The organism is Vibrio frigidus (assembly GCF_042465995.1).
Taxonomy (GTDB): domain Bacteria; phylum Pseudomonadota; class Gammaproteobacteria; order Enterobacterales; family Vibrionaceae; genus Vibrio.
On record NZ_JBCDMC010000007.1, the window covers coordinates 1 to 18258 of the forward strand.

Below are 18258 nucleotides of genomic sequence, written 5' to 3' on the forward strand. Positions count from 1 at the left end.
GGCGACCATAGCATTGTGGACCCACCTGATCCCATGCCGAACTCAGAAGTGAAACGCAATAGCGCCGATGGTAGTGTGGGGTCTCCCCATGTGAGAGTAGGACATCGCCAGGCTTTAACATCGTTTTATCTTTTTTAGAAAAGATAAGGCAAAAACAATCAAAGCTAAGTTTTATAAGACTTCGATTGTCGTAAGAATACCATGTGGAGTGGTAGTTCAGTTGGTTAGAATACCGGCCTGTCACGCCGGGGGTCGCGGGTTCGAGTCCCGTCCACTCCGCCAGTTCTTACAAAAAAACAGTTTTAGGGGTGTAGCTCCAATTGGCAGAGCAGCGGATTCCAAATCCGCGTGTTGGGAGTTCGAATCTCTCCACCCCTGCCATTACAATTGCATATCTATGCAAAAAGAAAGGCCACTCTTCGGAGTGGCCTTTTTGTTTTTCAGATTCTATTTCTAGTAAGTAACTAACCTATAACGTGTTTAATTTGACTCTTGTCACTTTTTCTTCAACGTATCAAATAAAGTTCCTATTGATCCGTCGTAATTCAATTTTAGAATGTGATGAGATATCCAAATTTATGGAAATTATATATGTAAACTAGCGTCCTTACCTTCTAACTATAAGAAAAATAAATGTTTTCATTTTTCAAACGGCTTTTCGATAAACCAAAATCTAACAACCAAGTACCGATCGAACCCCCTGCAATACATGATGAAAATTTTTGGAATAAATTCGAAGAAAGTTATGCAAACCTAGCTAGTCAAGTATCAACTGAAGATAGTCTGCCAAGATTGGATCATAAAGCTAGATCTGGTATTGAAAGCGTTCTAAAACCGATATTAGAGGCAAACTCTTTAAGAGAACAAAGACTAGAACTGCGAGGGTTAGGTCAGATTATCATTTCACGTCGAGCATACACAATGGCTTACTGTGCTAACACAGAGCAATTTAGTTCGTTAGATCAATACTTGAGTACCCTCAAGAGCCTCAACATTGACTTATCAGTTGAAAACGAAATGGAGTTAGTATCCGCGTTAAAAGAATTGTCTCTTTGGTATGCTGTTGTATTGTGTACCGCTGGGGTATTAAATGATCGTCATGAAGGCGGATGGTTTCAGTGTTACGATGTCCTTTATGCACACCATGCTAGTCAATTAATTGAAAGTGCAGAAGCTATTCAATACATATTAAATGATAAAACAAGCCCTAAAGATCCCGCTACAAATGAAGCTATTAGCATTTCTTCTCTAATATTACTGGAAAAGTTTATAGACTCATTTCATCAAAATATTATGCAAGGCGAACCAAAATCCTATAATTTACATAAAATTGCAGATACTTTGGAAAAGAAAGGGTACATCCAAATTTAAATGATAGTTAGCTACTATCTAGATTACTTCATACCACCTTTATCAATTTAGTTGAAAAAAGATCGTTTTTCGTTTCGATTAAAGGTTCTTAATGCAAGCTAAAGAACGTCCAATCTATAGCATAGGTTGATATAGAAGCAGTACCAATAATAGAAAGGCCACTAGAATTAGTGGCCTTGTGTTTGTTCGCTTTAGTTACACATTAAAGATAAATATCTTCCCCATCTTCCTTAATGTCAGACTCACCTGTGAGTGCATTGGCCTGTATGGTTAGGCTTTCGACTTGGGAAGATAATTTCGCTACTTTGTTTTTTAATACGCTGATTTGATCATCTTTTTTATAGAATGAATTCTTCTTCACAACGCTATTGCTAGATGTTGCTGAAAGGTGAATTTGAGTGGTGCCCAGAGAGGATGGATTATCCGTTAAAGCTAGACCTGTTAAATAGGCTTTACCTGTGCCTGCAAACTCTTCTATATACTCACAAGCAGCATGTAATAGTTGTCCCTGCTCAACGGTACGCAGTAGCTTTGAATTAGGCTTTAGCACGGCATACAGCTTGTTTCCCTGTTTTTCTAGCGAAGCAACAGAGCCGAGCGCATCGCCGAATGGCCCTGGCATTTTATGTATCTGGCGCATTATTCTAGTGTTACGCCCAAACGTCTGAACCGAGCTTTTTCAACTACACATTATCGAATTCCACGGTGGCCGCTTTGCCTAGTTGCTCGACCACATACGCCATGTTCATTGACTCGAAGCTTTCAACACGGTTTTTGCTGTCGTTACGTTTACCAACGGACTTTCTAATCGTGTTGCCTTGAATGTAAATAGACAGGTTGTCGAAACTGGTCACCATAAACTATCAGTTCAAGTACTATATCTTATAAGAATTTAGCCCATATATTTAGGGTCTTTAGAAATTCGAGTCGTTTCCCTAATGATGTTAAGTAACCTGACGGTTATCAATTATTATTTGGTGAAATAGACGGCAATGTTGTTGTTTTGGAACTAAAAGCAATAACAATCAATGCTATACGCTAAAATGACTAGTCTACGATAAGTATGCCTTAGAAACGCTATTGAATTATTGAGAAGAACTCGCAAAAGGTATAATCCTCAGTGCAGACGAGACAGGGGATGTTTTTTATATGTATTCATTGACAATCAGGTCCCCTTATATGAGAGTGGTTGAATGAATACAAATTTAGAGCAACATAAAGTACGAATTATCATCATTCCATAGGAATGGTGGGATTTTTGATGCGCTTTTTATTTGTCGAACCCACCCATAAGGTGGGTTTTTTGTATCTGCCTTATGAGTATTATCTCACTAGGAGCTCACATGAGAAAAATAGCCGTTTTTGGTAAGCCGGGCAGTGGAAAGTCTACGGTAAGTAAATCGTTAGCTTTAGCGACAGGTATACCACTTCATCAATTAGATTCAATAATTTATAAGAAGAATGGTGAACTTGTAGAACGCAAAATATTTGATGAAGTACACGAAAGTATTTTGTGCTCGGAAAGTTGGATCATTGATGGTTTTGGACCTATAGGCTCATTTAACAAACGTTTGGAGGCGGCGGATACATTAGTTTATATCGATCTCCCGTATTCAGTTAGTTATTGGTTTGTTACTAAGCGCTTTCTCAAGGGACTCTTTGTAAAGCCAGAAGGTTGGCCTGATGGTAGTTCAGTACTGAAAGGAACAATGGAAAGTTACAAAGTATTAAGGCTATGCCCAAAGTTCTGGAATAATGACTTTATGTCTAGGTTAAGAGAAAACTCGAATAGCAAAGATGTTCACGTAATCAAAACCGTTACCGAGTTGAACCATTTTGTCTTACAGCAATTAAAGTGATACGCATATATCAAACATTTTTGGGTATCAAGACACGCTTACTTATGCGAATGAATCTAACAAGATTAAGCGACCAAACTTGCTTTGTCTAACAGTGAATGGAGATTGTTGGCATCAATTAAATGATTCTGTAGATGAAAGGCCTCTAATCTAGCGGCCTTTCATCTACCTGAAGCCCTTACTGCGGAGTTCTGTCTCTATGATGCTGTTTTCTCGCCAACCTTGAAGAATGACAGTTCATCGTTTAATTCTTCGGTTAGCTCATTTATCGCTTGATTGGCGCGGTTGGTGTCCTCTATACCGTTAAGGTTGCTTTGAACAAGGTTGCTGATATCCTCTAATTGATTTGAAATATCTAACGTTACCGCGCTCTGTTCTTCTGCAGCTGTAGCCACTATGGAATTCACTTCTGAGATGGCCAAGACTTTGTCGGATACATGTTTAAAAGACTCGGTTAACTCAGCCGTCGTTATTTGTGTAATAGTTGTTAACTCAACATTTCTCGTCATCGATTCATCAGCTTGCTTAGATTGATCTTGAAGCAAAGAAACAATAGTTTGTATATCAACCGTAGATTTCTGAGTTTTGCCAGCTAAAGCTCTCACTTCATCGGCAACCACAGCAAACCCGCGTCCTTGTTCTCCGGCCCTTGCCGCCTCTATCGCCGCATTCAAAGCCAATAAATTGGTTTGTTCTGAAATACTATTTATAACATCAACAACAGAGCTGATTTTTTCCGAATGCTCTCTTAACGTATTCACTATCTTCTGGGCGTCATGGATTGATTCATTCACCTCTTTCGTCGTATGGTTTGATTTCATTAACACTTCTTGGCTTGATAAAATGATCTCTGTCGCATCAGATACTGCTTCTTCTGCACGAGCCGCATTCAATGCTACATCACTTGCCGTCGATGATAATTCGGTAGCGGCAGTAGCTACCTGCTCTACAGAAGACATTTCTTCAAGTGAATTGACTTTATTTTTGTCGATTGAGGCCGCTATCTCTTCCTGTTTTGTCGACAGCGATTTCATTTTATGTTGACTCTCAAACGTAACCAGAGACAGTTTTTTAGACAATTTAAACAATGATTCAGCAATCAAGTCCAACTCATTATTTGCCACTTTAGTTTTAAGTTGATAAAGGTGCCCTTCAGATAATTCTTTAAGCCATTGGAGGAGGGTAGGGAGGTTTTTTAACTCTCTTCGGACCAGAAATACTGATAAAAAAGACAGAAGGAATGCCGAAAGTACCAAAAATAACCACCCTAAGGTGTTCGAGTTATCTAAAGCTAATTTGGATTGCTGAAGTTCAACGTTAACCTCGTCTAGCTGGAGAGCGATCAGTTGAGATAAGACTTCTCCTAAATCATCTATCAGAAAATACATTTTTTTTATTAGAACAAAATCATCAATTTTTTTGGACTCATACTCATCAATAATTATTGGTAATTGAGAATGCAGTTCGTGAATTTTCCCTTCCAGTATCAGAGCCAACCTTTCTTCTTCCTTGGTGAGTTTGGTATCCATGTATGAATCAAATATGCCCTTCGCGTCATCTAAAGAACTTTGGACGCCAGATTTGAACTCCTGGTATGACATCAATCCAACGTGCTTTTTATTAGCGGCATCAATAATATTGACAGCGTATAAATCTGAGATTTTTTTTAAACTAGATAACGGAATAACCCTATCTTCGTAAACAGAGTTAAAACTTCGCATAACCTCATTTGCGGTTAGACGATTATTAAAATTCATAGCCAACATGACTAAACTGAACAAAACTGGAACGATCAAAAGTTTCGAAGATATAGATTTCAAATGTAACCCCTTAACATAACTATTTGATATTGTTGGTTTATGTTGATAAGTTTTAATAAATATCGATATACGCTAACTTCAGTATTGGTAATAGTATCAATAATTGCAATGTAATAGATGACAGAAATTATCCGTTCATCTTAGTTTGCGTATTGTTGCAAAACTCGCACTGATTATCTTGAACTCACTTAAATATATGGATTTTAAAAAGATCTTTAGAGCTTCGTTATTCCGGTTAATGTTTCTATTTGGGCTGTTTATCTATAAGCGCAAAAATGCGATGTATGGATTTATATATCAATAGAGACAGCCCTTTCCCTTGTTATTAAACATTGATTTTTTAGGACGGTAAAAGGAGGTAAAATTTACCTGCTAAGAAAGTTAAATTCTCCACACCTACCATAATTAAAGGTTTTATCAGAACTTCCGAAGTATTTATAAAGTTTTCACTCTAATTGGAAAGTGTTTTGTGGAATGCATATCACTTTTGACACAGTGCTCATGTATACTGGTGAAATTACTTACTGATACTAAATGACGCATGGAATGCAAAGATAAGTTATTTACGCGGTATTATACGGTTTTGGATTCGCTTCCCGATCATGTATTTATATTCTCCGAATCAGGCATCTATATTGATGTATACGGTGGGGAAGATAATAGAACGGGTTTCGATTGTAAGCCATTTATAGGTCGCTCTTTGTATGATGTTGCCCCTTCGGAGATGGCCACTAAGTTTCATTCCAATATTCGTCGCGCATTAGATGAGAATGCAACGCAGTTTGTTCAATACCACTTCGCTAATCAAGATATGATTGTGCTCCCTAATGATGTTACCCCTCCCAAAGATCTATGGTTTGAAGGTACGATTAAACCATTACCTATCACTGAAAATGGTGAGAGAACTGTCGTATGGATGGCTCGAAATATCACGCATCGTTATTATTTAGAGGAACGGCTTAAAAGATTATCTGAAACCGATGAATTGACCGGTATTTTGAATAGAAGAGCCTTCATGTCTCACCTTGCCGAAGAACTTAAAAGGTATCACCGGTATCAAACGAATGTGACGTTATTGATGTTGGATATTGATCGATTCAAGAATGTGAATGATCAATTTGGTCATCAGTCTGGGGATGAAGTAATAAAACATATCGTGAATTTGTGCCAATTGGGAATTCGAGAGGTCGATTGTTTAGGTCGAATTGGAGGAGAAGAGTTTGCTATTGTCCTAGGGCATACTGAAATGGATAGAGCGATCAATATTGCTGAAAGAATCAGGAAGTCAGTGTCATCTTGTCCGTGTGAGATCGATGGTTACATGGTTAATGTAACGGTGAGTATTGGTATTTCTCAGTTGAAAAACTCGGATGATAATATTAAGTTTATTTTGTCGAGAGCAGATAAAGCGATGTATTACTCAAAAGGTGATGGTAGAAATAAAGTCACGGTTTATAGGGATAATTTAAGCGACCTCTCATAACCACCGTCATCATTTTTCTGAGAACTATTTTGTTTACATTGTGAACGTATTAAAAGTTAGTCCCCCAGTTTTTTCTATTCTTTCTATTCATTTGCTAAGTATACATCTGACCCCTTTTAATATGTACACGTTAGTCCGGTCAATTTAACTGCCCTAGATGTTATAAAAAGCACTCACATTCACAGATTTTAATGCGGTTCGCGTGTCGCGAATACCCATCGTTCACTTAACAAAAAGTTACTTACCATACCGGCCAATACACCGAGGGCAAGGGCGATATAAACACTTAGAAAATAGCTGTCAATCAAGCTCATAACGAGCTTGAAAACTAAAAAATTAGGTATTGCAGAGAAGCAAGCGACAGAAATAAATTTTTGCCACTGTATAAGCTTGTTGCTTATACAGCGGCTAGAAAATGTAAAGATTCGATTGCCTAACCAGGTTGTGGTGGCAGCAACGATAAATGCGAACAGTCTAGCAACCATCATGTCGAGCTCAATTATTTGGTAGAGTAAGATAAATACCAAGGTGTCGACGACAAAGCCGACACCGCCAACCAAGACAAACTTCAATAATTTAGTGGCGTCCATGACTGACCTGACAATGGTAGAGTGTACGCTTTGAATTTGCGATGAAATCGGTACTGCAACTCAGGTTTTCTCTGGTCATTAACGGTTCTACGCTATTCGCGTTACCAATGAGATAATAGTTGTTAAGTCCAGTCAACATCTCAACAGAGTCGAGCTGTTTAGCTTTGCCATTGCTGTAGAATTGTCCAGAAAATGGGCGTTTACTGACGTAGAAAACAGGGGCGTCAGTTGTAATCTGATTGAAGATAACGCGGTCACTTTTTTCATCGGCTTTTCCTAAGTTCAGGACCAGCATCGTCACCATTAATAGAACGGGCAATACAGCCGCTATTCCTGAAAACCACCTGAAATCCTTATTAGTAACCAGTGATGCGACTAATAATCCTAATGCAGGTACGCCTGGTAATATGTAGGCTGGTAGAATATTGCCTGCCATCGTAAATAAGATGAGAGGGGACAACAACCATAAGAACAGAAAGCTGGTTAAACCTTTGTGAGAAGCAAGTATTGTGCTGTCGTTCTTTCGACGAACCCAGAGTAAAATGGGTAATACTACTGACCATGGGAGTGCAGATTCTAGCCAGAATAGCCAGATCATGCCTCTTGGTTGATCATGGGCGGAGCCGTATAAATCGCCTTCCCATCCACTGACGAAGAAACGCTTAAAGTGCTCACCGACAATGAAGTAGTCGATAAAACCTGGGGTGGCGAGTTCCGCCAAAAAATACCATGGAAGCGCAATGGCAAGCATAAGCGCGACGCCTGTTACCAATGGAAAGCGACGTTTAAACTCTATAAACGCCCCAATGAATCCATGCTGTAAAACTAACCAAGGGAATACCGCGATACCGGTAGTGACTATTGCTACGGGTCCTTTGGCTAATAAGCCACACGCAAGGCCGACAAAAAATAGATATCCCCACCTTTTTGCTTTATCTGATTGAGCTAACCAGCAGTAGTAAAACCCTAACATGGTCATTGTCATGGAAAGAGTTAGTGCCATATCGGTCATTACCGCGCCAGCCGCAATCGAAAAAATGCCACAGGTTGCAAGAACCGTCGCGGCAACCAACGCATTTAAACCGGATTTTTTCGCAAACAAGGCAATTAAGCCAATCGTGAATAAGCCCGCTAACCAATGAGGAAAACGCACTGCAAATTCGTTTAATCCAAACACGTTTATCCCAACGGCGCTCATCCAAGTGAAAAGGGGTGGTTTTCCCCAAAATGGCACACCATAGTCAAACTGAGGAGTAAGCCAGTTTCCGGTTTCCACCATAAGCCGGGCCATTTCGCCATAACGCGCTTCAGTGGTGTCCATTAATGGGTAAGTTGAAAGGGATATTAAGCGTAATAACATCGCAAAACCGAGCATTAGCCATAAGTGATTTTTATTGATATTCACGCGGTATGTCCTAGTTTAACGGTTTGTTTACTTGCAGGTTGTTCATGAATGGATTGTATTAAATAGAGTGGTCGTTGCTTAGTTTCGATGAAGATCCTACCAATGTATTCACCCATCAAGCCGATACAAAGTAATTGAATACCGCCAAGTGCCAATTGGATCACCATAATTGATGGGTAGCCCGAAACTGGGTCACCAAGAAAAACGGTTTTAATTACTATGAATGACCCATAAATAAAGGCCGCTATAGCGGTTAACGCTCCAATAATGGTGGCAATGCGTAATGGGCGAATGGAAAAAGAAGTAATACCATCTACCGCTAGTCCCAATAGTTTAAGGTAGTTCCACTTAGTTTCACCGCAAAAGCGCGCATCGCGCTGGAACGTAATTGTGGTCTGTCTAAAACCGGGCCAAGAAAAAAGACCCTTCATGTAGCGATTACGTTCAGGAAGTTGATTGATATGATTAACTACTTCGCGGCTTAACAATCGGAAGTCACCTACGTTTTCAGGCACTTCTAGTTTCGCAATACTGTTGAGTAATTTATAGAAACAAGCAGCAGAGAAGCGTTTAAACCAGCTTTCACCTAAGCGATCGCTACGTTGCATGTTAACGACATCATTACCTTCTCGCCATTTAGCTAATAAGTTTGGAATGAGCTCTGGGGGATCCTGCAAATCGGAATCTATTAGGATGATAGCTTCGCCCTTGCAGTGTTTTAATCCTGCGCTCATGGCTGACTCTTTACCAAAATTACGACTCAGTGAGATACAACGTATCAAACTCGAAGAGAGAGAAAAGGATTCAACCAAGGCTTGGCTTTTATCTGTACTACCATCATCGATATAGACAATCTCACTCACAATGGGTATCTCATCCAATGTGGCGGTTAAACGGCGATGAAACTCAGGTAACACATCTTGTTCATTATAGAATGGTACGATAACAGACAGTGTAATATGGTCATCTGAATGACGCTTAGGACTGGTTCGTTTTATGGTATGGATAGAATGCGCGGTCATAATTAACTACTCTATAATAAACAACAGAGTGCAATTTAAAGCAAGTGATGTGAAAGAGATGTCGTCGACATATTTTCCACATCAAATAAGCGATCCTTTCTTGAAGGGAACAAGGCGAATTAAGATGAAAAGAGTGTTACTGGTTGAGGATAATCGTGAAATTGCAGGCATGCTATTTGACTATTTTGAGAGCATGAATATGGAACTGGATTACGCTGACAATGGTGCATTGGGTTTAAAACTAGCTTTGGAGAATGATTTCGACATTATTTTACTCGATTTGATGTTGCCCCGTATGGATGGATTAGCCGTTTGTAATAAGCTTCGAGACAGTGGAAAAAACACCCCAATTTTAATGCTCACCGCGTTAGATAGCAGAGATGACCAGTTAAAAGGCTTTAAATATGGTGCGGATGATTATCTAACGAAACCATTTGATCTTGATATTTTACACGCACGAATGGAAGCACTGTTAAGGCGCTATAAGGGAAAAGTCGCAAACAGCAAGCTTACATTTGGTGAAATTACTATTGATCAAAAAACTCGTCGAGCTTACCGTCGAGACAAGCTGTTGGCACTCAATCCAACGACCTATACCATTTTAGAATTGCTCTGCTTAAAAGGACCGGATGTCGTGACACGTAACCAGATTGCTTACCAACTTTGGCAAGAAGATGAACCGAATAACGATGTCTTGCGTAGCCATATTTACCAGCTTAGAAATCAATTAGACAAACCATTTGAATCTGCACTTTTGATCACCGTACCCAAGATTGGTTTTAGGTTGGAGAGTGGAGAATGAAAAAGCCGCTTTTTATCAGTACCAAAAGCATGACTGGACGACTTGCGATGTTTTTTATCGGTGTCTCTATCATGGTGGGTATTTTTTGCTATGCCATTTTTAGTGTGGCATTAGATTGGTCAGAAGACAGAGTGGGTGAAAGACGAATATTATTCGATAGAGATCAAGCGATAGAACGATTTTTGACCGGGGAAAAGGGAAAAATCAGACTGGATATTCTTACCGTTGCTTACAATGACCTCTCTTTGGTCCCAGAGGTTCTTGCACAATATATAGACGGTGAGAGCTACTATTTAGGCGAGACAGAATCTCGTATGCTTTATTTAGGAGAGTATACCGATGGTGGGGTCTCGTTTCCTATCCTTCTTGAATCAGAAATAGATCGAGTTGAATTTAGTGTAGAGGAACGGGTTTATGCGATTGCCACGGTTATATCTATGATCGCTTTAATGATGTTCTCCTTTGGTGCTCTGCTTTATAAACTTTCTCAACGACTGATTGAGCCGATTAATGAGTTAACACAACAATTGGAAAAGAGTCGAGGCGAATTCAGTCAGGAATTTGAGGTACCAGATAGCGCTGCTATTGAATTTCAAACGTTAACCGATGAACTTAATAGCTATCGTTCGGAAATTAAGTCCTTAATTAAGAGAGAACAAGCGTTCGCTCGATATGCAAGCCATGAACTGAGAACCCCACTCACGGTGATGCAAGGTTCTACAAAGCTATTGTTCCGCAGTGAAAAGAATGAATTTCAAGAAAGGCAGATCACCCGCATTAGCGATGCCACCTATCAAATGAGCACTATGGTTGATGCACTACTCAGCTTGGTGCGTTATGAAAGAAGCAAAGATGATGCGCCCGTACGCCGCGTAAAGGCGAGCGAAATTCAAAAAATAGTAGAACAAAATCTGGCTCAAGCCATGGATAAAAAATTAGATTTCGAACTGAATATTAAAGATGGCCCTCAAGTTCAAGCCAGTGAAGCGGTGCTTAATATGGTGGTCGGGAACCTGATTCGAAACGCCATTGCCGCGACGAACAAAGGCAAGATTAGTATAGAGATGACACCGGACAGTTTGTCTGTTCGAGATGAAGGTAACGGGTTAACAGAAACCTATGACGAAAACGGGCACGGAATGGGGCTGCTTATCGTCGATCATCTCTGTCGCCGTTTCTCATGGGGTTTTGTATTAGAGAATCTTGCTGATGGTGGGTGTGAAGCAAGGATTACTTTCTAGTTAAGCTAAACCTTGTATAACAACAAATTTCTCTAAAAGTGCTTCTTCACTTTCTATGTGCTTAGGATCAGTGATGATACATTTAGTGATAGGGCAAACAGATTGACAGGTTGGTATGTCGTAGTGGCCTTTACATTCAGTGCAGAGGTCAGGGTCAATCTCATAGATTTCGTCACCCATTGAGATTGCCGAGTTAGGACATTCTGGTTCGCACATGTCGCAGTTTATACAGGTGTCTTGAATTAGCAGAGCCATGAAATATACCTTGGTAGCAATACGTACGCACAAAGAAGCTCATACGTAACAAGTCACGAGAGCATATTGATAAAGTGGCGCGAAGTGTACCACAGGCTAGAGAGGTGAAAAACAGGTGATGTTAGGAATTAATTATGCTGCTTTTTTACTCGCAGTCGACCAAGAGTAAAGGTCATCATCGGTTAGATTATCAGTAATACGGGCCACAAGATGCAATGCTTGCTTAGTCTGTGATTCGTTGAAAACATGATCGGTAATCAGTGCCCATCCACGAACAATACACTGACTTCCAGATTTAATAATCAAATCAGCAAGTTGCTCTTTACTTTTCTCACAATACGTTTCGATTTTGTAGATGTCATTCATAATACAATTTCACAGTTTCTAGATTAAATTCGTCAAAACTCATTTAATAGAACACAATCACTTAGTTGATTAGATTGTTAATATGCATAATTCATAACAATAAGACAATAGAAAACTTCTGATATTCAGCAATTAAATAGGGTTTATTGAATACAAACCCTATTTATTGAACATGCTATATGCAATTACTTGCCAGTAGGGTTTCTCGTGTCTTCACCATTACTAAAGTTTCTCATTAATAATGCGTATTCTAGGTTTAGTTCTTCAGGAACAGGAATGAAGACAAAATGTCCATTACCCTTGGCATCTTCAATAGATTCTGATTTACGATTTTCCATTGTTTCAAGCGTAAAAGTAATGTTTCCATTTGGTGTCATTAGCTCTAAACGATCACCAACAAGAAATTTGTTCTTAACATCAATTTCTGCCAATTCACCACGGCGCTGACCGGTAAACTCACCGACAAATTGTTGCGTATCAGAAATGGAATAACCGTATTCATAGTTCTGGTATGCATCGTGAGTATGTCGGCGTAAGAACCCTTCTGTGTAGCCACGATGAGCCAAGCTCTCAAGGGTGCCGAGTAGATTTTCATCAAAGGGCTTACCTTCCACCGCATCATCGATGGCTTTACGATAAACCTGTGCAGTACGTGCACAGTAATAAAAAGATTTCGTTCGGCCTTCAATTTTTAATGAATGAACCCCCATCTTAGTCAAACGTTCAACATGCTGCACAGCACGAAGATCTTTCGAGTTCATGATGTAAGTACCATGTTCGTCTTCAAATGCGGCCATTTTTTCATCAGGGCGGTGGCTTTCAGAGAGCAATACAACATCGTCAATCGGTTTGCCAAGGCCAAGTGTATTATCTGGGCGTTCTGTTGCTTCTTGGATCTCTACGATCTGGCCCGAATCACTCTCTTCTGCCTTCTCTACGTTGTACTCCCAACGACAAGCATTAGTGCACGTGCCTTGGTTAGGGTCGCGCTTATTCATGTAGCCAGAAAGCAAGCAACGGCCAGAGTACGCCATGCAAAGTGCGCCATGGACAAAAATTTCAAGCTCTGTTTCTGGGCAATGCTCTCGAATCTCTTCAATTTCTTCTAAAGATAGCTCTCTTGAGAGGATAACTCGCTCGACACCTTGAGTAGACCAAAACTTAACGGTAGCCCAATTTACAGCATTCGCTTGTACAGAAAGATGGATTGCGACATCAGGAAAGGTCTCTCGGACCATCATGATCAAACCAGGATCCGACATTATTAATGCGTCCGGCCCCATTTCAACTATGGGTTTCAAATCTCGAATAAAGGTTTTTAGCTTAGAGTTATGCGGCTGGATATTACATACCACATAAAGCTTTTTCCCCTGAGCATGAGCCTCATCGATACCGATCTGCAAGTTCTCATGATTGAATTCGTTGTTACGAACACGAAGGCTATAGCGTGGTTGTCCTGCGTAGACGGCATCGGCTCCATAGGCGAATGCATAACGCATATTTTTAAGACTTCCAGCAGGTGACAGTAGTTCTGGTTTAAACATATTTATATTCTCTAGTCTGATTGCAAGTCAGAATTGCACTACCAAATAGCGCAATAATTGGGAGCGCGAATATTACGTGAAAAGGGGGGAGTTTCCTAGTAATTTGGTTTTTAATTGCGTACAAATTGAGCGATAAAAAGGTAGAGGGTGTCGATTTTATGCGAGTGAAAGTTGTTTGGGTAACATATATCTAATATTGCCATTTTTTAAAACTATCATTCCTGTTTTTACAAGAATGATAGTTATTCTGGACTTAATCATAGAGTGATGGATATGGTATTAGATCTACCATCGTAGCCACAGATTTAGGCCAAGATTAAGTGGCGTTATTTGTTAACCCACCTAACTCTTTAAAAAGATTAGGTAAGAAGCTCGCTAATTCTGAACTCATCAAAGAGAAGTCAGCATCAAATCGTGCAGCTCGGTCTTCTCTTGGGATATCTTCATTTTGATCTTTTAAATCTTCATTGAATTTCAAGCGTTTGATACTGCAATCATCAGCTAGAATGAAATCGATATGCTCTTGCCAGTTTAGCGCTAGCTTAGTCACTATCTTATCCGCGTTAATGTGGTTAATGATCTCTTCCGAGCTCAGCTCCAGCTTTTTACAGCGAATAACGCCCCCATCTTCTTTAAGTGATTGCAATTCGGCTTCATTTAGCATGGTGATACCTTGCGGTGTGTTACCCGATTTGACCCACTCCGTCATCAAGCCTTCGAGTGGTTGTTCCGGAATAGCAGGAACAACGGGTAGGCTACCGATGCTCTTACGTAACAGCGCCAACACGTCTTCAGCTTTATTAAAACTACTTGCGTCTACCACGATCAGTTCTTCTTTAGGAAGGATCAATACATTGGTAAACTGACTCTTGCTGAAGGCGCGAGGAAGTAGATCGATAACGATATCTTCTTTAATATTGTCTTTCTCATTTTTCTTAAGAGGGCGACCTTCTACGAGTTCCATTGCGTCTATTTTTTCGGCCATCGATTCGTTGATAACAGAGGCCGGTAGCATTTTGTCTTCTTTCTTCGCACAGATAAGAATACGGTTCTCTGATACATGAGTAAGCATGTCACCGAATTTGCCCATTACATTACACCAACCAAATTTGCTTTTATCTTGGCTGCTACATGGCGTGAAGCGAAACTCTTCTAGTTGCTTCTCTAGTTGCTCTACATCAAATTCAATATCACGGTTAAAGCGATATACCAGACAGTTCTTAAACCACATAGTCATTCTCTTATCTTAGATTTAGGCGACACATAATAGGGGAATAATCAAAATTTGTTGAGTGCTTTATACCAAGAATCTCTGTTGCTACGAAAAAAATGCACAGTGTGCTTTCTATAAGTACCGCTAGGATAGGGTATTTTTAGACGACTTGAAGATGTGACCACTATGCGACAGTTATGTGAAAAATAGTTTGCAAAGGTCACAAAAGTGTCATACTTAGCGAAGATAATGCTTAGCGTTGATTAAAACTTAAAGGTTGCTCAATTATGTCTAGAAGGATTCTGGTTGTTGAAGATGAAGCACCAATACGTGAAATGTTGTGTTTTGTTCTTGAGCAAAAGGGTTATCAAGCAGTGGAAGCAGAAGACTATGACGCTGCTCTAAATAAACTGTGCGAACCATACCCAGATCTCATATTACTTGATTGGATGTTACCGGGTGGTTCGGGTATCAATCTAATTAAACATCTTAAGCGTGAAGAGCTTACTCGCAACATCCCTGTTGTGATGTTAACCGCTCGCGGGGAAGAAGAAGATAAAGTTCGCGGGCTCGAAGTAGGTGCCGACGACTACATCACTAAACCGTTTTCACCAAAAGAGCTTGTCGCAAGACTCAAGGCGGTTATTCGTCGAGTATCGCCAACAGCGCTAGAAGATGTCATCGATGTTCAAGGTCTTAAATTGGACCCAGTCTCACACCGAGTAACCGTTAGTGATCAAGCGGTTGATATGGGACCAACTGAATTTAAGATGTTGCATTTCTTTATGACGCATCAAGAACGAGTCTATAGTCGAGAGCAGTTACTTAATAATGTTTGGGGCACAAATGTTTATGTCGAGGATAGAACGGTCGATGTACATATTCGTCGTCTTCGTAAAGCACTCGAACTCGAAGGACACGACAAGCTAGTACAAACAGTACGTGGAGCTGGCTATCGTTTCTCAACCAAAGCTTAAAGGAACTTTTCGGATAAATAGATGGTAGAACAGTTAACATGGAAAAAGCTAGTCTGGTCACTAGCTTTTTTTTACACACCATGGATTATGATTGGCTGGTTGTTTGGCTATATGCCGTGGTTGCTTCTTGCGGCAACGGTCATTCAGCTTTTATGGCATATTCACAATCAGATCCGATTGTCGACTTGGTTGTGGGATGAAAAGCGTCTAACGCCACCCTCTGGTACTGGCCATTGGGAAGGGTTGTTTAATGGTATCTATCGTCTAGGTCAAAGACAAAGAAAGAAGCGTAAAGACCTCACTAATCTTATCCGCCGCTTTAGAAATGGCGCTGAGTCATTACCCGATGCGGTGGTGGTTTTTCGCGACGAAGGCAATATTGTTTGGTGTAATAAGCTTGCCCAACACCTTCTGGGTTTCCGGTGGCCAGATGATTCCGGACAGCCTATTTCTAACCTAATACGTACCCCTGATTTTATTAAATACCTCGGTAACAACGACTTTACAGAACCGTTAGAGATGCGATCTCCCCTGAATGTTGAACGTATGCTTGAGTTGCGTATTGTGCCTTACACAGAAGGTGAGCATTTGATGGTGGTACGTGATGTTACCCAATTGAATCAATTGGAAGGGATGCGTCGTAACTTTTTCGCTAATGTATCTCATGAGTTACGTACACCTATGACGGTTCTTCAAGGCTATCTTGAGATGACAGAAGACCAAGATATGCTCGTCGGTCCTATGTGGCCCAAGGCACATGGCGTGATGACGGAACAATTGAATCGCATGAATGCATTGGTTAATCAGCTTCTTACGTTGTCTAAGATAGAGGCAGCTCCAATGCATGACCTTGATGAGGTGGTGGATGTACCATCCATGCTCGATGTGTTGGAAAAAGAGGCTCAGGCATTGAGTGGGGATAGAGGCCATAAATTTGTGTTCGATATCGATCCGCTGTTAAAGATCCTTGGTGACGAAGATCAACTACGAAGCGCAATATCTAACCTTGTTTATAATGCGGTCAAATATACACCGGACGGCGCGAATGTACATGTCAGATGGTATCAAACCAATATGGGGGCGCATCTGGATGTAGAAGATAGTGGTGAAGGGATAGAACCTCAGCATATCGTGCGACTTACGGAGCGGTTTTATCGTGTGGATAGAGCCAGATCACGTGAAACGGGCGGCAGTGGATTAGGATTGGCAATCGTGAAGCACGCATTAAGCCATCACGATTCGGCTTTAGATATCCGTAGTGAAGTCGGTGTAGGTAGTCAATTTTCCTTTGTTTTGCCAAAACGACTCATCGTAAAATAGGAATGTAGTTTAGGAATGAGAGTGGTTACCCGTTTGTCGATAGTCTGTTTACTCTTCATCACCTTGAGCTTACTCAGTGTGAGCCCCCAGACGTTGGCAAAAGAACTACCGGACTATAATAAAGTATCTGGTTTGTCGGGTAACTTAACCTCGGTAGGCTCCGACACTCTCGCAAGTATGTTATCCCTATGGGGAGAGGCGTTCAAAACGTATTATCCTAATGTTAATGTGCAAGTTCAGGCCTCAGGTTCTTCCACTGCTTCGCCTGCATTAACGGAAGGGACAGCACAATTTGGCCCAATGAGCAGGCCTATGCGACTTAAAGAGCTTGAGGCTTTTGAAAGAGAGCATGGGTACAAACCAACAGAATTGAAGATAGCGATTGATGCTATTGGAATATTTGTTCATAAGGATAACCCTATCGAAGGGTTAAGTTTTTTTCAGATCGACAGTATTTTTTCGTCCACGTTACGTTGCGGTAGTAATAAGCCTTTAGAATATTGGTTCGAGTTAGATGTTAATAGCGAATGGGCGAAACGTCGAATCCAACTATTTGGTCGAAATTCAGTATCAGGAACTTATGGATACTTTAAGAAAACGGCGTTATGCGGTGGAGATTTTAAACGTAACGTCAATGAACTTCCGGGTTCAGCTTCGGTTGTTCAAGCTGTCGCGTCGGGAATTAATACGATTGGCTATTCTGGTGTTGGCTATAGCGTGTCAAATGCAAAACGGCTGCCTATCTCGGTTGATGGTACGCATTATGTAGAGGCGACGAGAGAGACAATTCTGAATGGTGAGTATCCGTTATCGCGATTTCTGTATGTGTATATCAACAAACACCCGGGCAAACAATTATCTCTGATCGAAACGGAATTCATTCGGTTTATCTATTCCAAGCAGGGTCAGGTAGTGGTCGAAAAAGATGGATATGTCGCGATTTCTGCCGATTTAGCCAATAAAGAACTAGAAAAAATTGGGTTGTGACGT

The 18258-nt window shown here is 40.5% G+C and carries 16 protein-coding genes, 2 tRNA genes, 1 rRNA gene and 2 pseudogenes; 11 read left to right on the forward strand and 10 right to left on the reverse strand.

The genetic code is table 11. The features are described from left to right. The 4 genes from rrf to AACW90_RS12765 form a co-directional block, all read left to right on the forward strand. Positions 1-113, forward strand: a 5S ribosomal RNA gene (gene rrf, locus AACW90_RS12750); the annotation flags it as partial. Positions 114-205: 92 nt separating this feature from the next. Next, positions 206-282, forward strand: a tRNA-Asp gene (locus AACW90_RS12755). 22 nt (positions 283-304) lie between these two features. Continuing rightward, positions 305-381, forward strand: a tRNA-Trp gene (locus AACW90_RS12760). Positions 382-633: 252 nt separating this feature from the next. Then, complete coding sequence (locus AACW90_RS12765) at positions 634-1371, forward strand: hypothetical protein (RefSeq protein WP_390234993.1); 738 nt, start codon at positions 634-636, stop codon at positions 1369-1371. Between the two features lie 370 nt (positions 1372-1741). On the opposite strand, the pseudogene AACW90_RS23100 reads toward AACW90_RS12765, so the two are convergent. Together AACW90_RS23100 and AACW90_RS12775 are read right to left on the reverse strand one after the other, a co-directional pair. Continuing rightward, positions 1742-1966 (reverse strand): annotated as a pseudogene (locus AACW90_RS23100) (GPO family capsid scaffolding protein); the annotation flags it as partial. Between the two features lie 88 nt (positions 1967-2054). Next, positions 2055-2228 (reverse strand): annotated as a pseudogene (locus AACW90_RS12775) (P2 family phage major capsid protein); the annotation flags it as partial. Between the two features lie 486 nt (positions 2229-2714). Here AACW90_RS12775 and AACW90_RS12780 point away from each other — a divergent pair. Beyond that, on the forward strand, positions 2715-3230 hold the full coding sequence (locus tag AACW90_RS12780; protein ID WP_390234998.1) for a P-loop NTPase family protein: 516 nt from the start codon (positions 2715-2717) through the stop codon (positions 3228-3230). A 197-nt stretch (positions 3231-3427) separates the two neighbouring features. Here AACW90_RS12780 and AACW90_RS12785 read toward each other — a convergent pair whose 3' ends face one another. Continuing rightward, the gene (locus AACW90_RS12785; protein WP_390235001.1) at positions 3428-4951 is read right to left on the reverse strand and encodes a methyl-accepting chemotaxis protein; all 1524 of its coding nucleotides are present in this window, start codon (positions 4949-4951) and stop codon (positions 3428-3430) included. Between the two features lie 640 nt (positions 4952-5591). On the opposite strand from AACW90_RS12785, the gene AACW90_RS12790 reads away from it, so the two are divergent. Further along, a complete protein-coding gene (locus AACW90_RS12790; protein ID WP_390235004.1) occupies positions 5592-6533 on the forward strand; it encodes a sensor domain-containing diguanylate cyclase in 942 nt (313 codons plus the stop codon). Between the two features lie 188 nt (positions 6534-6721). Here the strand turns inward: AACW90_RS12790 and AACW90_RS12795 are convergent, their stop codons facing one another. Genes AACW90_RS12795 through AACW90_RS12805 form a run of 3 tightly spaced genes read right to left on the reverse strand, consistent with a single transcriptional unit; the run spans position 6722 to position 9550 of the window. Beyond that, the gene (locus AACW90_RS12795; protein ID WP_390235007.1) at positions 6722-7123 is read right to left on the reverse strand and encodes a GtrA family protein; all 402 of its coding nucleotides are present in this window, start codon (positions 7121-7123) and stop codon (positions 6722-6724) included. Further along, positions 7110-8528, reverse strand: a complete 1419-nt coding sequence (locus AACW90_RS12800) for an ArnT family glycosyltransferase (RefSeq protein WP_390235010.1) — start codon at positions 8526-8528, stop codon at positions 7110-7112. The genes AACW90_RS12795 and AACW90_RS12800 overlap by 14 nt, the downstream gene beginning before the upstream one ends. Then, positions 8525-9550, reverse strand: coding sequence for a glycosyltransferase family 2 protein (locus AACW90_RS12805; protein ID WP_390235013.1), 1026 nt, complete (start codon positions 9548-9550; stop codon positions 8525-8527). Before AACW90_RS12805 ends, AACW90_RS12800 begins: the two co-directional genes overlap by 4 nt. Before the next feature lie 124 nt (positions 9551-9674). Here AACW90_RS12805 and AACW90_RS12810 point away from each other — a divergent pair, with 124 nt between their 5' ends. Together AACW90_RS12810 and AACW90_RS12815 are read left to right on the forward strand one after the other, a co-directional pair. Further along, positions 9675-10352, forward strand: coding sequence for a response regulator transcription factor (locus AACW90_RS12810; protein ID WP_390235015.1), 678 nt, complete (start codon positions 9675-9677; stop codon positions 10350-10352). Beyond that, positions 10349-11593 carry a sensor histidine kinase gene (locus tag AACW90_RS12815; RefSeq protein WP_390235018.1) on the forward strand — a complete coding sequence of 415 codons (1245 nt, stop codon included), beginning with the start codon at positions 10349-10351 and terminating at the stop codon, positions 11591-11593. Before AACW90_RS12810 ends, AACW90_RS12815 begins: the two co-directional genes overlap by 4 nt. On the opposite strand, the gene AACW90_RS12820 is transcribed toward AACW90_RS12815, so the two are convergent. From AACW90_RS12820 to rdgC, 4 genes are all read right to left on the reverse strand, one after another. Beyond that, the gene (locus AACW90_RS12820; RefSeq protein WP_390235020.1) at positions 11594-11848 is read right to left on the reverse strand and encodes a YfhL family 4Fe-4S dicluster ferredoxin; all 255 of its coding nucleotides are present in this window, start codon (positions 11846-11848) and stop codon (positions 11594-11596) included. A gap of 132 nt (positions 11849-11980) precedes the next feature. After that, a complete protein-coding gene (locus AACW90_RS12825; protein WP_195702306.1) occupies positions 11981-12214 on the reverse strand; it encodes a hypothetical protein in 234 nt (77 codons plus the stop codon). Between the two features lie 185 nt (positions 12215-12399). Then, the gene (gene trhP / locus AACW90_RS12830; protein WP_347997632.1) at positions 12400-13758 is read right to left on the reverse strand and encodes a prephenate-dependent tRNA uridine(34) hydroxylase TrhP; all 1359 of its coding nucleotides are present in this window, start codon (positions 13756-13758) and stop codon (positions 12400-12402) included. A gap of 316 nt (positions 13759-14074) precedes the next feature. Continuing rightward, entirely contained in the window at positions 14075-14989 is a 915-nt protein-coding gene (gene rdgC, locus AACW90_RS12835; protein ID WP_275136679.1) for a recombination-associated protein RdgC, read from the reverse strand. 269 nt (positions 14990-15258) lie between these two features. Here rdgC and phoB point away from each other — a divergent pair, with 269 nt between their 5' ends. From phoB to AACW90_RS12850, 3 genes are read left to right on the forward strand one after another with little or no spacing between them, the layout of a single operon-like run. After that, complete coding sequence (gene phoB, locus AACW90_RS12840; RefSeq protein WP_195702308.1) at positions 15259-15948, forward strand: phosphate regulon transcriptional regulator PhoB; 690 nt, start codon at positions 15259-15261, stop codon at positions 15946-15948. Positions 15949-15969: 21 nt separating this feature from the next. Further along, positions 15970-17268, forward strand: a complete 1299-nt coding sequence (gene phoR, locus AACW90_RS12845) for a phosphate regulon sensor histidine kinase PhoR (RefSeq protein WP_390235023.1) — start codon at positions 15970-15972, stop codon at positions 17266-17268. A gap of 15 nt (positions 17269-17283) precedes the next feature. Further along, complete coding sequence (locus AACW90_RS12850) at positions 17284-18255, forward strand: PstS family phosphate ABC transporter substrate-binding protein (RefSeq protein WP_390235025.1); 972 nt, start codon at positions 17284-17286, stop codon at positions 18253-18255. Positions 18256-18258 lie beyond the last annotated feature (3 nt).

Bases quoted from the DNA above. Each gene is read 5' to 3' on its own strand.
- AACW90_RS12805 (WP_390235013.1), bottom strand. From the start codon at position 9,550: ATGACCGCGCATTCTATCCATACCATAAAACGAACCAGTCCTAAGCGT.
- AACW90_RS12850 (WP_390235025.1), top strand. From the start codon at position 17,284: ATGAGAGTGGTTACCCGTTTGTCGATAGTCTGTTTACTCTTCATCACC.
- AACW90_RS12815 (WP_390235018.1), top strand. From the start codon at position 10,349: ATGAAAAAGCCGCTTTTTATCAGTACCAAAAGCATGACTGGACGACTT.
- AACW90_RS12825 (WP_195702306.1), bottom strand. From the start codon at position 12,214: ATGAATGACATCTACAAAATCGAAACGTATTGTGAGAAAAGTAAAGAG.
- phoB (WP_195702308.1), top strand. From the start codon at position 15,259: ATGTCTAGAAGGATTCTGGTTGTTGAAGATGAAGCACCAATACGTGAA.
- AACW90_RS12820 (WP_390235020.1), bottom strand. From the start codon at position 11,848: ATGGCTCTGCTAATTCAAGACACCTGTATAAACTGCGACATGTGCGAA.
- AACW90_RS12810 (WP_390235015.1), top strand. From the start codon at position 9,675: ATGAAAAGAGTGTTACTGGTTGAGGATAATCGTGAAATTGCAGGCATG.
- AACW90_RS12780 (WP_390234998.1), top strand. From the start codon at position 2,715: ATGAGAAAAATAGCCGTTTTTGGTAAGCCGGGCAGTGGAAAGTCTACG.
- trhP (WP_347997632.1), bottom strand. From the start codon at position 13,758: ATGTTTAAACCAGAACTACTGTCACCTGCTGGAAGTCTTAAAAATATG.
- AACW90_RS12790 (WP_390235004.1), top strand. From the start codon at position 5,592: ATGGAATGCAAAGATAAGTTATTTACGCGGTATTATACGGTTTTGGAT.
- AACW90_RS12765 (WP_390234993.1), top strand. From the start codon at position 634: ATGTTTTCATTTTTCAAACGGCTTTTCGATAAACCAAAATCTAACAAC.
- AACW90_RS12785 (WP_390235001.1), bottom strand. From the start codon at position 4,951: ATGCGAAGTTTTAACTCTGTTTACGAAGATAGGGTTATTCCGTTATCT.
- phoR (WP_390235023.1), top strand. From the start codon at position 15,970: ATGGTAGAACAGTTAACATGGAAAAAGCTAGTCTGGTCACTAGCTTTT.
- rdgC (WP_275136679.1), bottom strand. From the start codon at position 14,989: ATGTGGTTTAAGAACTGTCTGGTATATCGCTTTAACCGTGATATTGAA.
- AACW90_RS12795 (WP_390235007.1), bottom strand. From the start codon at position 7,123: ATGGACGCCACTAAATTATTGAAGTTTGTCTTGGTTGGCGGTGTCGGC.